The following is a 14,810-nucleotide window of genomic DNA, read 5'->3' as shown; positions in this document are numbered from 1 at the left end:
ACCGGGACCGCAGCCAGCAAATCAGCCAGGCGGCCACCGACGTTGACGCAGATCAAGCGCGCGACCGCTCCATCTCGAGCTCGGCCTTGAGATTATCGAGATCGCGATAAATCGAGGCAACCGCGAGCACCCGGCCGTCCTTCCGGTACTGCAACAGGCAATCCCGGTCCTTGATGCTGCCCTCGATCGCGATGTCGTCATAACTCTCGGCGTGGCCGACATAGTTGATCGGCACGTCGTAGTGTTGGCTCCAGAAGAACGGCACGGCGTCGAAACGCTCGCGTCTGCCGAGCATGTTGCGCGCCGCGGTCTGGCCCTGCCGCTCCGCCACCACCCAGTGCTCGACGCGGATGGTTTGCCGCGAATGCGGATCCGGCCACCGCGCGATATCGCCGGCCGCGAAGATTCCAGCGATGCTGGTCTCGAGATATTCGCTCACGCTGACGCCGCGATCGACCGCAAGCCCCGCATGCTCCGCCAGCGCGAGGCGGGGCTTGACCCCGATGCCTGCTACGACGAGGTCGGCCTCGATCATGCCGCCACTCTTTAGCGCGGCACGGGTGCCATCGAGCTTCTCGACGGTGTCGTTGAGATGGAAGATCACGCCATTGTCTTCGTGCAGTGACCGGACGAAGTCGCCCATCTCGCGGCCGAGCACCTCCTGCATCGGCCGCTCCTCAGGCGCGACCACGTGAACCTCGATCTTGCGCGCGCGCAAGGAGGCCGCGACCTCGAGCCCGATGAAACTGGCGCCGATCACCAGCGCGCGCTTGGCGCTGCCTGATGTCTTGATGATGGCGCGGCTGTCGGCGACGGAGCGCAAGGTGTGGACATGCGGCTGGTCTGCGCCTGGTATCTGCAGCCTGACCGGCTCGGCACCGGTTGCGAGCAGCAGACGATCGAATGGCAGCTTGTCGCCATTGCCGAGCGTGACACTGCGCGTCTTCGGGTCGATCCCCGAGACGCTGGTATTGAGCCTGAGATCGATGCCGGCGTCCTGATAATAGTCCTCGCCGCGCAGCGGCAGCCAGTCCTCCGGCGCGTTGCCGGCGAGATAGTCCTTGGAGAGGTTGGGCCGGTCGACCGGCATCGCGCCGTCATTGCTGAGCATGGTGATGGCGCCGGCAAAGCCCTCGCGGCGAAGCGTCTCGGCCGCCACGAAGCCGGCCGCACCGCCGCCGACGATGACGAATTTTTCTGACGTCGGCGCGCTGCGATGAGCGATCGAGGGCTTGGGCGCCTCGCGCTTGCGCGCAACGGTGATCCTGTCCTGATCGCGCGTGACATCCCATACTGCCAGTGCATTCAGCGCCGGCGGCCGCGTGGCTTCGCCTGACCGCAAGGCGAAACAGGCGTGATGCCAGGGACAGCGGATGGTGTTGTCGACCACCAGCCCCTCGGCGAGCGGACCATGATAGTGGCTGCAAAGCGGCTCGATCGCAAAGATCTCGCTGCCGGCCTGCACCAGCAGGACGTCCTCCTCGCCGACATGGCCGAGCAGCTTGCCGTCCTTGAACTCGGACAGCGAAACGCCCTTGGTCAGATCGGGGCCGCTCGGCCTCTTGTCCTCGGTCATGCGTCATCTCCCTGGCAGCTTCATACACGGCTCAGGACTCGGACGGCGGCGACCGCGAAAAGTTCCCGCGGCCGCGAAAATCAGGACGCCGCTTTCCGCACGTCCAGCACGGCCTGCGCCCATTCGGCGGGCCGCTCCTGCGGCAGGTTGTGACCGGCGCCGGCGAAGACGCGCCGCTCGTAGAAACCCTCGAATTTCTCCGCGTGATGCGCGGTACCCGGGATGACGCCGTCGCTGTCGCCGTCGATCGCGATCGTGGGGACGCGGACCTGTGGCTGCGCGGCGAGCTTCGCCTCGATCGCGGCGTAGGCGGAATCACCCTCGACCAGCGCGAAGCGGTGGCGATAGGAATGGATCACCACGTCGACGAAATCAGCATTGTCGAACGACACCGCGCTTCTGTCGAAGGTCGCGTCGTCGAATTGCCATTTCGGCGACCACATCGTCCAGAGCTGCCGGGCAAAGCCGCGCCGATTACGCTCCAGTGCGCGGCGGCCGCGCTCGTTGTGGAAGAAATATTGGTACCACAACGCGGCCTCCTGCGGCGGCGAAGCCGGCTCCATCGCGCGCGCGATGTTCTGGATGTTGTAGGAATTGCCGGAGACGAGCCCGACGACGCGCTCAGGGTGGAGCACCGAGACGATGCAGGCGGCGCGGCCGCCCCAATCATAGCCGCCGACGACGGCGCGTTCGATTTTGAGCACATCCATGAAGGCCAAGAGATCGGCGCCCAGCGCCGCCTGCTCGCCGGAACGCAAAGTCTGCGGGAAGCGGAACCGCGTCGGCCCGTAGCCGCGCAGCCACGGCACCAGCACCCGTGCGCCCGCTTGGGCCAGGATCGGCGCGGCCGCGGCATAGGCGTTTACATCATAGGGAAAGCCGTGGCCCATGATGCAGGGCCAGCCATCGGGCGCGCCGTAGTCGAGATAGGCAATCTCCAGAACCTCAGTCGTGACGGATTTGTATTGCATGCTGCGCACCTCGCTACCTCCCGCAGCGTAAATCGAACGCCTCCGGCAATCCATCCGTTTCGGCGCACAGCCTCATGCGTTCAGAATGCCGAGGCTTGTCGCGCCCGGGCCCTGCCCCTAAAACAAGCCGGTTCATGGAGTGATCCGGATGGCCATGCCCGGCGTTATGGTTGGGACATGTTATCAGAGGCTCCATGACGACCGGTCCTAGCGCTGTGAGCGAGCCCCTGTGGCGCAGCAAGCCTGCAGCAACTCCCCGGCGGGATTGGCCTCGACGAGTTTCAGGCGGAAGGCCCAACGAGAGGCCCAAGGCGACAGTGGAATGGGCTGAATTGATCGGGCGTGTCGCGGCCCACGGCGATCGCGACGCGTTCAAGCTTTTGTTCGAGCATTTTGCTCCGCGCGTGAAGGGTTTCCTGGTCAGGACCGGGATGAATGCCGACGCCGCGGAGGAGATCGCGCAAATGACGCTCCTGACGGTTTGGCGGAAGGCGGCCCGGTTCGACCCGACGTCCGCAGGGGCGGCTGCGTGGATTTTCACGATCGCGCGCAATCTGCGCATCGATTCCGCCAGGGCTGCGACGCGGCTGGCCAAGGCTACCGTGAGCGCGCAGCAGGATGAGACGCCCGAAGTCGCTGACTCGCCCGAAGCCGTGATGACCCGGCGCGACGACATATCGCGCGTATCGGCGGCGCTTCAGCAATTGTCAGACGAGCAATCCACCGTGATCCGAATGTCGTTTATCGAGGAGCAACCGCACAGCGAGATCGCGGAAAGGCTCGGTCTCCCGCTCGGAACGGTGAAGTCTCGCATCAGGCTCGCCATGGCGCGGCTCAGAGATCTCTTGGACGATTGACATGACCATCAACCATCATCCACCCGAAGATCTGCTCGGCGATTTCGCCGCCAGCCGGCTCGACGAAGCCGATCGCCTCGTCATCGGCGTCCATGCCGCGCAATGTCCACGCTGCCAGCGTTTCATCGCCGCGATCGAGCAGCTTGCGGGGGCCGCACTTGAACAGGCCCCTCCGGTCGCCATGGCGGACGATGCGTTCGCGACGATCGTGGCTGCGATCGACGAGCCGGAGACGACATCAACGCATGCGCCCGCCTCTTCGCGGCCGGTGCCGCTGCTTGACGATGACCTGCCCGAGATGCTGCGCAAATGCCGGTTCGCCAAGAGCCGGCGCGTGGCACCGGGCGTCAAGATGCAGCCGATCGTCCTGCCTGGCGCGGACACCTCGCGCGCGTTCCTACTGTGGTCCGCACCTGGCACGCGCATGCTGGAGCATTCGCACACGGGGACCGAGCTGACCCTGGTGCTCAAAGGCAGCTTCAGCCATCAGGGCGGTGATTTCAGGCCAGGCGATTTCGACTTCGGCGACGGCGAGGTCGATCACCAGCCGATCGTCGGCAGCGACATGCCGTGCCTGTGCCTTGTGGCCATGCGCGGCGACTTGCAGATGCACGGCTGGCTTGGCCGGTTGATCTCGCCCTTCGTGCGGCTTTGAGCATCCTCATGTGATCCATTCGCATCGCGCCGCCGTTCTCCTAAAGCGCGATGAGATTGGATTGAATCGTCATCGCGCTTTAGCTCCTTGTTTGAGCATGATCTCTTTCGGAAAACCGCTTCACACTTTTCCGGATCATGCTTTGGCAGGCAATGCTGGAGGACGAGGGAATGAGTTGCGGCAGACGGACGGCACGGGACCCGACGATCGAACGCCTGAGCGATCTTCTCGCCCGCGTCGGACGCGGCGACCAGCGCGCCTTCGCCGAGCTTTTCGCCACGACGCGCAACAAGCTGCGCATGACTGCACGCCCGATTGCGCCTGTGAACGCCGATCTCGATGACCTGCTCCAGGACGCGTATTTGAAGATCTGGAAACATGCGGCCCGCTTCGATCCCGCCCGTTCCTCACCGATCACCTGGATGTGTGCGATCATGCGCCACACCGCGATCGACGCTGCCAGGCTCAAGCAGGTGCCGATGGCGGATTTCGACGAAGCGCTGTCGGTGCCCGAAATCTCCGAGCACGAAGGTGCGTTCGACTACGACCTCGTTCATCCGATCGCGGCTCGCGCCATTCAGCGGCTTCCCGATCAACGCCGTCAGCTGCTGTCGCGGGCTTACCTCGATGGCGAAAGCCGGAGGATGCTGGCAGAGCGCTTCGGGGTGCCGGTCGGGACGATCAAGACCTGGCTGCGGCGGACGTTGGATTCCGTTCGGCGCGATTGCATCGAAGGCGCCAGCAGTGGTGCCGTCGCGCAGACCGGTTGAGCAATTCTATTTCTGCGGTCCGGACAGCGAGATCTCGCGTTCGGCTCTGAACACATTGCTGTAGAGATTGGCGATCCACTGCCGGCCGATCTCGGTCTTGTTGAGATAGCCGATCTCGGTCTGGATGTGGGGTGCGACGCTGTTCCAGTAGAATTGCGGATAGCGGTTCACGATGTCGGCGGGCGAGTCGTAGCCGAGCTGGCGGTTCATGCCGACTTCCTCGAACTCGTAATAGAGCGCGTTGGCCTTGCGCAGATAGTTGGGATCGCCGAGCTGTCCGATGAAATCGGCGGCGCGCAGGATCGAGGCCTCGTGGTCGTATTCCTGGCCCTGGCGGGCCGGAAAGCGCGTCCCCTCGATGGCGCGGGCAACCCGCTCAGAGTCAACGCCACGGATCGGCGGCAACCGCCGCCGCACGAAAAGTTTCGAGCGGTCGACGTGATACATCATCAGACTGGCATCGGACGCACCGCGCGGCAATGACACTTTGGTGCCGGCCTCGTCGATGATGAAACCGTCTTCGTCGTCTTCCGGAAACAGCCCGCGGACATAGCCGATATCGTGCGCAAGGCAGGCGATCAGAACGTGAATGTAATCCTCGGCATCGATATGGGCATGGAGATTGCGGCCCAGCATGATCGCCTGGGCCGCCAGCGTCACCAGCATCGTATGCTCGATGTTGTGATAGAGCGCATCGCTGTTGCCGATGCATTCCATCGCGGTGCGTGTCGAGGCCTCCACGACCCTGGCATAGGTCTCGTCGTACCTGCGACGCATGAACGAGCCCAGCAACTTCTCCAGGGATTCAGCCGCCAGTCGCGGTAACGTCATCATGGATGCAGTCCCGTCTGTCGGTTGTGTCCCACGGCAACTCCCGAGCCTCATTCTGGTCCTCGACGCAGCCGCCAGCATAGCCCAATCTGGGGCGACTGACCAAATCCCGGAACAAAAATACGTAAATGTGTTACTCTCCCGCCGCGCAACATCACGGATGCGGTCACACTTCGATGCACGCCACGGTCAGGCTGTGCGGGCGCTGTGCCGGCATGTCCAATGGCCAACCGTTCATGTTGTGAGGAAGGCCGAGGGCCGGCGGTATCGCGGCGCGGCCAGAGCGCCTGCACCGCATTGCGGACCGGTCATTCCACCAGCAGCACGTCCACGGCGACGCCGAGCTTCTGCTTCGGCGAGCCGACGATGATGCCGTCGACCGGAGACACATCGGAGAAGTCGCGGCCGACCGCCAGCACAATGTGGTCGTTGGCGACCAGCAGATCGTTGGTCGGATCGAAATCGATCCAGCCGAGCTCGGCCCCGCACCACAGCGACACCCAGGCATGGGTTGCGTCCGCGCCCTGCAATCGCGCCTGGCCCGGCGGTGGAATGGTGCGCAGGTATCCGCTGACATAGGCCGCAGGCAGGCCGAGCCCGCGCAGTCCCGCGATCATGACATGAGCGAAATCCTGGCAGACGCCGTGGCGCTTGTCGAAGACCTCGTTGAGCGGCGTCGAGATCGCAGTAGCCTTGGGGTCGTAGCGAAATTCGGCGCGGATGCGGTGCATGAGATCAACCGCGCCGGCGAGGATGCCGGTATCGGGCTGGAAGCTCTCCGCAGCGTAGGCGCTGAGGGGACGCAGGACCGGCACCAGCGGACTGGCAAAGACATAGCCGACCGGCGAGGATGGCCCGAGGCTCGTGGCCTCGAAGGCAATGTCGCGGATACTCTCCCAGCTCGGGCTCGCGGCATCGCGCGCCGGCGGCTTGCGATCGACGGAAACGCGCGAGCGCGAGTCGATGCGCAAATTGCGATGCGCGGCTTCGATGACGATGCTCTGGGTCAGCGTGCCGAAGAAGTCGCGGCGGACGTTGCGCTCGGACGGACGCGGGCGGATCTCGACCTTGTGCGAGATCAGTTCCTGACCGTGGCCGCTGTTCGGCTCGAGCCGCAGCGTGCAGCGGGCGAAGCTGACCGGGTTCTCATATTCGTAGGTGGTGACGTGCTGGATGTCGTAGATCACGCCAGCCCCGTCAATTTTTCCGGCCGGCTCGCATTCGGACCATGCGGGAAGTAATGCAGCCCGATCGCCTCGGCGAGGCTGAGCAGGTCCTGCTCCAGCGCGAACAGCGCCTTGACCTCGAGCTTCTCGGCCTCCGCGGTCGCCAGCATCGCCTGCACCGCCACCGCAAGCCGCTGCGGCTGTTCGATCAGGCCGTGCTCCTTCAGGCTCGGCAGCGCCGCGATATGCTCGTTCAAGGTCGCGACCTGGAACGCGACCGAGCGCGGATTGTAGCTGTCGAGCACCGCGAGATCGCGCACCGGCGCCAGGATCGGCGCCAGCAGATAGCGCGAGCGATAGGTGATCTGGGAATCCACCAGAGTCAGCAGGATGTCGAGATCCTCATCGCCGGCCTCGTCATAGGCGAACTGCCGCGCGAAGCGCGCGGTGTTGATGGCGCGCTCGGTGCGGCGGCCGATATCGAGGAAGCGCCAGCCGGCGGCGCGGTTCATGTTCTCCTGCGCAAGGCCGGCGAAGCTCGCAAGTTCCTGCAGGGTCAGCTCGGCCGCGCTCAGCACGCTGTCGTCGTCGTCGACCTCGCAGGAGAGACGCTCGGCCATCTCGGTGATGACCTGCCAGGCATCGGGCGACAGCCGCTCGCGCAGGGAGGTGGCCGTGCGCAGCGCCGAGCGCACCAGCGACAGCGCCGAGCCGAAACGCGCCTCGCTTTGCAAGGCCTCGGCGACGATCCGCCCCGGTGCCGTGCGCGAAGTCTGCGAGATCGCGCCCCAGGTCACCAGCAGACGCTGGATCCGTTCGGCCGATTGCAGCGAAGCCGCGGTGCCCTTGTTGGGCCCGCTCGGCGAGCCCAGCGCGCGCACCAGCCGTAGCGTTGCTTCGGCACGCTCGAGATAGCGGCCGAGCCAGAACAGATTGTCGGCGGCGCGGCTCGGCAGCACACCGGCGATGCGGCGGATGCGCACCTTGTCGGTGGCCGGCAGCAGAGATGCGGTCGAGACTTTCTTCTCGGAGACAACCCAGACGTCGGCGGCGCGCGCACCATCGCCCATCGACACCGCGCGCGCGTCAGCCTGCTCGGCGATGCGGCAGAACCCGCCGGGCATGATGGCCCAGCCCTCGGGCGTTGCGGCCGCAAACACCCGCAGCACGAAAGGCCGCGGTGTCAGCTGGCCATGCTCCCACACCGGCATGGTGGAGAGCCGGACCACCTCCTGGCCGACATAATCCATGCCGCGCGCAGCTATGGAATCGATCAGGCGCTGACGTCCTTTAGCATCGAGCTCGCTCGCGAGCACCGGACCGTTGCTATCGAAGCCCGGCACGCCACGCTGATAGGCGCCTTCGATCGCGACCTCGTCGAGCCGCGACAACACCTCGTCGCGCGCCAATTTCTGGCCGCACCACCAGGTCGCGATATGCGGCATCTTCAGCTCTTCGCCGAGCAGGCGACGGCTGAGCGCCGGCAGGAAGCCGAGCAGCGCCCTTGCCTCCAACACGCCAGAGCCCGGCATGTTGGCGACGACGACGCCATCCTTGCGCAGCACGTCGATCAGGCCGGGCACGCCGAGATGCGAGGACGCATCGAGCTCGAGCGGATCGAGCGAGTTGGAATCGACGCGGCGCAGGAGCACGTCGAGCCGCTTCAGCCCCGCAACAGTGCGGATGTGGACGCGGTTGTCGCTGACGGCGAGATCGTCACCCTCGACCAAGAGGAAGCCGAGATAGCGCGCCAGCGTCGCATGCTCGAAATAGGTCTCGCTGAAACTGCCGGGCGTGAGCACCCCGATGCGCGGCTCGTCGCGGTCTGCACGCGCGCGTAGCGAATCGCGAAACGCCTCGAAGAACGGCGCGACGCGCGGCACGTTCATCGACTTGTAGAGATCGGAGAAGGCGCGCGAGAGCACGAGGCGATTCTCGAGCGCATAGCCGGCGCCCGACGGCGCCTGCGTGCGGTCGCCGAGCACCCACCAGCGGCCGTCGGGCCCGCGGCCGACATCGGCGGCATAGAGCGAGAGATAGCGGCCGCCCGGCGGCGGCACGCCGCAGACCGGACGCAGATATTCGGGGCTGCCGGCGATCGCGCCGGCAGGCAACGCGCCCTCCGCGATCAGCCGGCCCTCGCCATAGATGTCGCGCAGCACGAGCTCCAAGAGCTCGGCGCGCTGGGTGATGCCGGCGCAGAGCTGCTGCCAGTCGGCTTCATCAATCAGCAGCGGCAGATGGCTGAGCATCCAGGGCCGGTCGGCGCTGTCGCCGGGCGCGCGATAGGTGACGCCGGCCTCGCGCAGGTGACGGTCGGCCATGCCGAAGCGCCGCTCGACCTCGTCAGGCGCCAGCGCACCAAAAGCCTCGAAGAACCGGCCCCAGACCGCGCGCGGGGCGCCATCGGGGCCCAGGAACTCGTCGGGGATGCCAGGCAGGCGGCTGTAATCGCGGACCCATTGCGCGAGGCGGCGCTCGCCGTCACGCTGGCCTTGCCCCTTACCTGTCCCCGTGTCCCCTTCGGCTGCGCCCTCGCCCATGCGCCTCTCCCTGCCCCGCCATCATACTCATTGCAGGAGCGAGGTTCGCAAGTCGAGGGTCAGGGGAAATTCATTTGTGCGTTCCTCCGGCGGCGGCTGGATCGGCCCCGGCGTATGGCCGTGGTCCTGGAAACGCGCCAGCCGCCGCGCCTCGGCCTCGTAGGTGTTCACGGGCTTGGTCTCGTAGTTGCGGCCGCCGGGATGGGCGACGTGATAGACGCAGCCGCCGAGCGAGCGGCCGTTCCAGCTGTCGATCAGGTCAAAAGTCAGCGGCGCATGGACCGGGATGGTCGGGTGCAGGCCGGAGGCCGGCTGCCAGGCCTTGAAGCGGACGCCGGCCACGGCCTCGGCCGAGCGGCCGGTCGAGGTCATCGGCAGGCGGCGGCCGTTGCAGGTGATGATGTGGCGGCCTTCGACGAAGCCCTCGGCCTTGACCTGGAGCCGCTCGACCGACGAATCGACATAGCGCACCGTGCCCCCGGCCGAGCCTTCTTCACCCAGGACGTGCCAGGGCTCCAGCGCCTGCCGCAGCTCCAACGTCACGCCGCCGTGATGGACGCGGCCGAAGCCGGGGAAGCGGAATTCGAGCTGGGCCAGATACCATTCCGGCTCGAACGCATATCCGGAGCTTTTCAGCTCGGAGAGCACGTCCTGGAAATCTTCCCAGATGAAATGCGGCAGCATGAAGCGATCATGCAGTGCGGTGCCCCAGCGCACGAACTTGCCTTGTTGCGGCTCGCGCCAGAACTTTGCGATCAGCGCGCGAATCAGCAGCTGCTGCGCCAGCGACATGCGCGGATCGGGCGGCATTTCGAGCGCGCGGAATTCGACGAGGCCGAGACGTCCGGTCGGACCGTCGGGCGAATAGAGCTTGTCGATGCAGATCTCGGAGCGGTGGGTGTTACCGGTGATGTCGACGAGCAGATGCCGGAACAGCCGGTCCACCAGCCACAGCGGCACCTGGTAGCCTGGCGGCGGCACATGCGAGAGCGCGATCTCGAGCTCGTAGATGCTGTCGTGGCGGGCTTCGTCGATGCGCGGCGCCTGGCTGGTCGGGCCGATGAACAGACCCGAGAAGAAGTACGACAGCGACGGATGCCGTTGCCAGTACAATACGAGGCTCTTCAAGAGATCGGGCCGGCGCAGGAAGGGCGAATCCTGCGGACTCGAGCCGCCGATCACGACGTGATTGCCGCCGCCGGTGCCGGTGTGACGACCGTCGAGCAGAAAACGATTGGCGCCGAGACGGACTTTTCCGGCGTCCTCATAGAGACCCGAGGTGATCTCGACCGCATCGCGCCAGCTCTGTGCCGGCTGGATGTTGACCTCGATGACACCAGGGTCGGGCGTCACCTTGATGACCTCGATGCGCGGATCGAACGGCGGTGCATAGCCCTCGACATGGACCTGGAGCTGCATCTCTTCGGCGGTGGCCTCGATCGCCGCGATCAGCTCGAGATAATCCTCGATGCGCTCGACCGGCGGCATGAAGGCGCAGATCACGCCGTCGCGTACTTCGATCGACAGCGCGGTGCGGACGGGAATGGATGTGTTGAGATGCTCGGGCGCGGCGCGAGGCGGCGCTTTCGGGCGCTCCGGCAGCGTGAATACCGGCAGCTTGCCGCGCGCCTCCATCGGGTCCTGCTCGACGATGTAGGGATATTGATTGGGCGGGACATAGCCGAGCGAGCCGAGCGGCAACCGCAGGCCGAGCGGTGAATCGCCCGGCGAGAGAAACAGGTGGCCGCGCCGGAGTTGCCAGCGCTCGCTGCGCCAGCGCGGCGGCGCGTTCCAGCGCTGCACCGGCAGCACGAAGCCGCGCGGCGCGCGGAGGCCCTGGTTGAACACCCGCGCCATGCGGGCGCGCGCTTCGGGATCGGACAATTGCGAATTGGAAGGATCGACGTTGATCGGAAGCTCGGCTTCCTTCTGGAGCCAGTAGACCGTATCCTCATAGGCCGGAATGATGTAGCCGGGATCGAGCCCGAGCCGTGCCGCCGTGCCCTCGATGAAATCCTCGGCATCCTCGGTCTGGGCGCGCCTGGGGTTCTCGATTTTCGCGATGAGGTCTGCGTTCTTCCAGATCGGCACGCCGTCCTTGCGCCAGTAGAGACCAAAGGCCCAGCGCGGCAGGCTCTCGCCCGGATACCATTTGCCCTGGCCGTAATGCAGCAGGCCGCCCGGTGCGAAGCGATTGCGCAGACGGCGGATCAGTTCGTCGCCGAGCGTGCGCTTGGTCGGACCGACGGCTTCCGTATTCCATTCCGCCGCTTCGAGATCATCAACGGACACGAAGGTCGGCTCGCCGCCCATGGTGAGCCGCACGTCCTGCGCGGCGAGATCGCCGTCCACCTGCTCGCCGAGATCATTGAGGCGCGCCCAGGAATCGTCCGAGAATGGCTTTGTGATGCGCGGCGCTTCGCGGATGCGCTTCACGCTCATGTCGAAGGAGAACTCGACCTCGGCAAAGCCGGCGCCGCCCGAGATCGGCGCGGCCGAGCGGTAATGAGGCGTGGCGGCGACGGGGATGTGCCCCTCTCCGGCCAGCATGCCCGAGGTCGCGTCAAACCCGATCCAGCCCGCGCCCGGCAGATAGACCTCGGCCCAGGCATGCAGATCGGTGAAATCGTTCTCGACCTCGGGCGGCCCCTCGATCGGATCGATGTCGGGGCGGATCTGGATCAGATAGCCGGAGACGAAGCGGGCGGCGAGGCCGAGATGGCGAAAGGTCTGGATCAACAGCCAGGCGGAGTCGCGGCATGAGCCGGCGCAGGAGGTGAGCGTCTCCTCCGGCGTCTGCACGCCGGGCTCCATGCGGATGATGTAGCTGATCTTCTTCTGCAGCTCGCGATTGAGATCGACCAGAAAGTTGACCGTGTTCGGCGCCTCGCGCGGGATCGAGGCCAGATATTTTGCAAAGGCCGGATCAGGCTTGATGGTCTCGAGATACGGCGCCAGTTCGGTCTTGAGATCCCTGGGATACTCGAAGGGGAAGCTGTCGGCATAGGGCTCGACGAAGAAGTCGAACGGGTTGACCGTCGTCATCTGCGCGGTGAAGTCGACCTCGAATTTCAGCTCGGTGGTCTTCTCCGGAAAGACGTAGCGTGCCAGCCAGTTGCCCTGCGGGTCCTGCTGCCAGTTTACGAAGTGATTGGATGGCGTGACCTTGAGCGAATAGCTCAGGATCGGCGTCCGCGTGTGCGGCGCCGGCCGCAGGCGGATGGTCTGCGGTCCCAGATCGATCGGGCGGTCGTATTTGTAGTGCGTGACGTGGTGTAATGCGACGTAGATCGACACGGGGTACGGTGCTCCAGCAGCTTTTTTGAGCAGAACACCTGACGTCAATGCGATCAAGCACTAACAACGGGCAGAGGCTGCCTAGGAAGTATCCGCCGTGGCCCCGTAACCCGGATGGAGCTCTACACGGGCAGCATCGTAGGGTGGGCAAAGAGACTTGTCCGCCGTAGCTCGAAGAGCGAAGGCGGAAGCCTGCCCACGGCTTCTGTTGCGTGGGCACGGCGCAAGTGCGCCTTTGCCCACCCTACGATTCCGAGCCCGGCGGATAGAGCCCCCTTCCCCGCCTCGCAGCGATCGCGTCGTTCTCCCCTAAACTCCTACGCTGCCGAGGTCAGCCTCTGCAAAAACTGCGTCACCTCGCGCCGGAGAGTCTCGACCTCGCCGTGGACGCGCTCGGAGGCGCTGTTGACGCGGGCTGCGACGCGGCCGGTGTCGGCGGCGGCCTCGCTGATGCCCGTCACATTGGAGGACATCTGCGCGGTACCGGCCGAGGCTTCCTGGACGTTGCGGGCGATCTCGCGGGTGGCGAGACCCTGCTGCTCGATCGAGGTCGCGATCGAGGCGGTGATGCCGTTGATCTCGGCGATGGTCTGTGCGATCGCCTCGACCGCCGCGACCGAGTTGGTGGTCGATTGCTGCATCTCGCCGACCTTGGCGCTGATCTCCTCGGTCGCCCTGGCGGTCTGGTTGGCGAGACTCTTGACCTCGGAAGCCACGACCGCAAAGCCGCGGCCGGCCTCACCGGCACGCGCCGCCTCGATGGTGGCATTGAGCGCAAGCAGATTGGTCTGCGAAGCGATTTCGCTGATCAGCTTGACGACGTCGCCGATCCGCAGGGCGGCATCCGCGAGGTTTCGAATCTCGCTGCCGGCGCGGTTCGCTTCAGTCACGGCGCGGCCCGTGCTCGCGGTCGACCCGGCAACCTGGCGGCCGATCTCGGCGATCGAGGATGCGAGCTGCCCGGCGGCACTGGCGACGGTCGCGACGTTGCGCGAGGCCTGGTCGGAGGCGCTGAGCACGCCGGAGGTCTGGCGGCTGGTCTTCTCGGCTGCGGTCGCCATCTGGCCGGCGTCGGATTCGAGATCCGTTGCCGCGCCCATCAGCGTGCCGGCGACGGCGTCGAGATGAGTACCGAACTGTCGCGCGAGATCGCCGATCTCGACCACGCGGCGGCCGAGGCTGTCGGTGCCGGAATTGATGACGGTGGCCGAACGGCGGAACGAGCCGGGCAGACCGCGCGCGAGGATCTTGCGGAAATACTTGCCGCGACTGGCATAGTCCATCGACGCCGACGCTTCGCGGACGAAGGCGTCGGTGATGTCGAGCATGTCGTTGACCGATTTCTGGATCGATCCGATCCGGCCGGCCTGACGATCGCTCAGGATACGCGCTTCGAGATCGCCGTGCGAGGCCTTGCGGCAGACATCGGCCACCTCGTCGACGGCCACCGCCGTGCGATGCTGGCACCAGACCGCGTAGCCGAGCAGCGCGACGGTTGCGCCGAGCAATGCCGCAACAGAGAGTCCGGTCACGCCAAGAAGCGAGAGGACGAGCGCGACCACGGCAAAAACCCACGCGAGCGCGGCCGCTCGCTGCGCCTTAGAGAGAGAGCACAAATTCATCGTAACCGACACCCTGTTGCTTTAGGAGTCCGACCATCGCATCGAAGCTCGCATGCATGCCGTCCTTGGCATTGGCGTGCCGCGCCTCCTCAGTGCACAGCGTGTTGTAGATCGGCTTGATGCGCTCGATCTGGACGGGATCGGGCTTGCGACGGTTTGAGTGATAGCCGACGATATTGCCGCGCTCGTCGAAGGTCGGCGTGACGTGGGCGAAGACCCAGTAATGGCTGCCGTCCTTCGCCAGATTGACGACATAGGCGAAGATCTCCTGCTTGGATTGCAGCGTGTCCCAGAGCAGCTTGAAGACGGCGCGCGGCATGTCGGGATGCCGGATCAGGCTGTGGGGCGCGCCCATCAGCTCCGCGTAGCTGTACTTCGCCATGCGGACGAAGACGTCGTTGGCGTAGGTGATGCGGCCTTTGAGATCGGTCTTCGACACGATCAGCTCTTCCTCGCCGAGGAAACTCTCCACGCCGGTCGGTCTTATCGCATACGTCATCTGTCGCCCAATCCCTCGCGAAG

Annotated in this window: 11 protein-coding genes; 3 read left to right on the top strand and 8 right to left on the bottom strand. The window is 65.6% G+C overall.

Annotated features, from left to right (window positions below; translation table 11 throughout):
* Positions 1-52 precede the first annotated feature (52 nt).
* Both HYH07_RS18030 and HYH07_RS18025 read right to left on the bottom strand, forming a co-directional pair.
* Positions 53-1,576, bottom strand: coding sequence for an FAD-dependent oxidoreductase (locus HYH07_RS18030; protein WP_220003743.1), 1,524 nt, complete (start codon positions 1,574-1,576; stop codon positions 53-55).
* Between the two features lie 80 nt (positions 1,577-1,656).
* On the bottom strand, positions 1,657-2,547 hold the full coding sequence (locus HYH07_RS18025) for an alpha/beta fold hydrolase (protein WP_220003742.1): 891 nt from the start codon (positions 2,545-2,547) through the stop codon (positions 1,657-1,659).
* 317 nt (positions 2,548-2,864) lie between these two features.
* Here HYH07_RS18025 and HYH07_RS18020 point away from each other — a divergent pair, with 317 nt between their 5' ends.
* From HYH07_RS18020 to HYH07_RS18010, 3 genes are all read left to right on the top strand, one after another.
* Complete coding sequence (locus HYH07_RS18020) at positions 2,865-3,404, top strand: sigma-70 family RNA polymerase sigma factor (protein ID WP_220003741.1); 540 nt, start codon at positions 2,865-2,867, stop codon at positions 3,402-3,404.
* Between the two features lies 1 nt (position 3,405).
* Positions 3,406-4,059 (top strand): ChrR family anti-sigma-E factor, encoded by a 654-nt coding sequence (locus HYH07_RS18015; RefSeq protein ID WP_220003740.1) that lies wholly within the window; start codon positions 3,406-3,408, stop codon positions 4,057-4,059.
* Positions 4,060-4,211: 152 nt separating this feature from the next.
* Positions 4,212-4,829 (top strand): sigma-70 family RNA polymerase sigma factor, encoded by a 618-nt coding sequence (locus HYH07_RS18010; protein ID WP_312016682.1) that lies wholly within the window; start codon positions 4,212-4,214, stop codon positions 4,827-4,829.
* 6 nt (positions 4,830-4,835) lie between these two features.
* Here HYH07_RS18010 and HYH07_RS18005 read toward each other — a convergent pair whose 3' ends face one another.
* From HYH07_RS18005 to HYH07_RS17980, 6 genes are all read right to left on the bottom strand, one after another.
* Positions 4,836-5,663 carry an HD domain-containing protein gene (locus tag HYH07_RS18005; protein WP_220003739.1) on the bottom strand — a complete coding sequence of 276 codons (828 nt, stop codon included), beginning with the start codon at positions 5,661-5,663 and terminating at the stop codon, positions 4,836-4,838.
* A 305-nt stretch (positions 5,664-5,968) separates the two neighbouring features.
* A complete protein-coding gene (locus tag HYH07_RS18000; RefSeq protein WP_220003738.1) occupies positions 5,969-6,847 on the bottom strand; it encodes a transglutaminase family protein in 879 nt (292 codons plus the stop codon).
* Positions 6,844-9,369 carry a circularly permuted type 2 ATP-grasp protein gene (locus HYH07_RS17995; protein ID WP_220003737.1) on the bottom strand — a complete coding sequence of 842 codons (2,526 nt, stop codon included), beginning with the start codon at positions 9,367-9,369 and terminating at the stop codon, positions 6,844-6,846. The genes HYH07_RS18000 and HYH07_RS17995 overlap by 4 nt, the downstream gene beginning before the upstream one ends.
* Before the next feature lie 27 nt (positions 9,370-9,396).
* Positions 9,397-12,666 (bottom strand): DUF2126 domain-containing protein, encoded by a 3,270-nt coding sequence (locus tag HYH07_RS17990; protein WP_220003736.1) that lies wholly within the window; start codon positions 12,664-12,666, stop codon positions 9,397-9,399.
* A 317-nt stretch (positions 12,667-12,983) separates the two neighbouring features.
* The gene (locus tag HYH07_RS17985) at positions 12,984-14,288 is read right to left on the bottom strand and encodes a methyl-accepting chemotaxis protein (RefSeq protein WP_220003735.1); all 1,305 of its coding nucleotides are present in this window, start codon (positions 14,286-14,288) and stop codon (positions 12,984-12,986) included.
* On the bottom strand, positions 14,266-14,787 hold the full coding sequence (locus tag HYH07_RS17980; RefSeq protein ID WP_220003734.1) for a PAS domain-containing protein: 522 nt from the start codon (positions 14,785-14,787) through the stop codon (positions 14,266-14,268). The genes HYH07_RS17985 and HYH07_RS17980 overlap by 23 nt, the downstream gene beginning before the upstream one ends.
* Between the last annotated feature and the right edge of the window lie 23 nt (positions 14,788-14,810).

It is taken from the genome of Bradyrhizobium sp. BR 10261 (genome assembly GCF_019455395.1).
Lineage (GTDB): Bacteria > Pseudomonadota > Alphaproteobacteria > Rhizobiales > Xanthobacteraceae > Bradyrhizobium > Bradyrhizobium manausense.
This window is presented reverse-complemented; position numbering and strand designations above follow the sequence as displayed.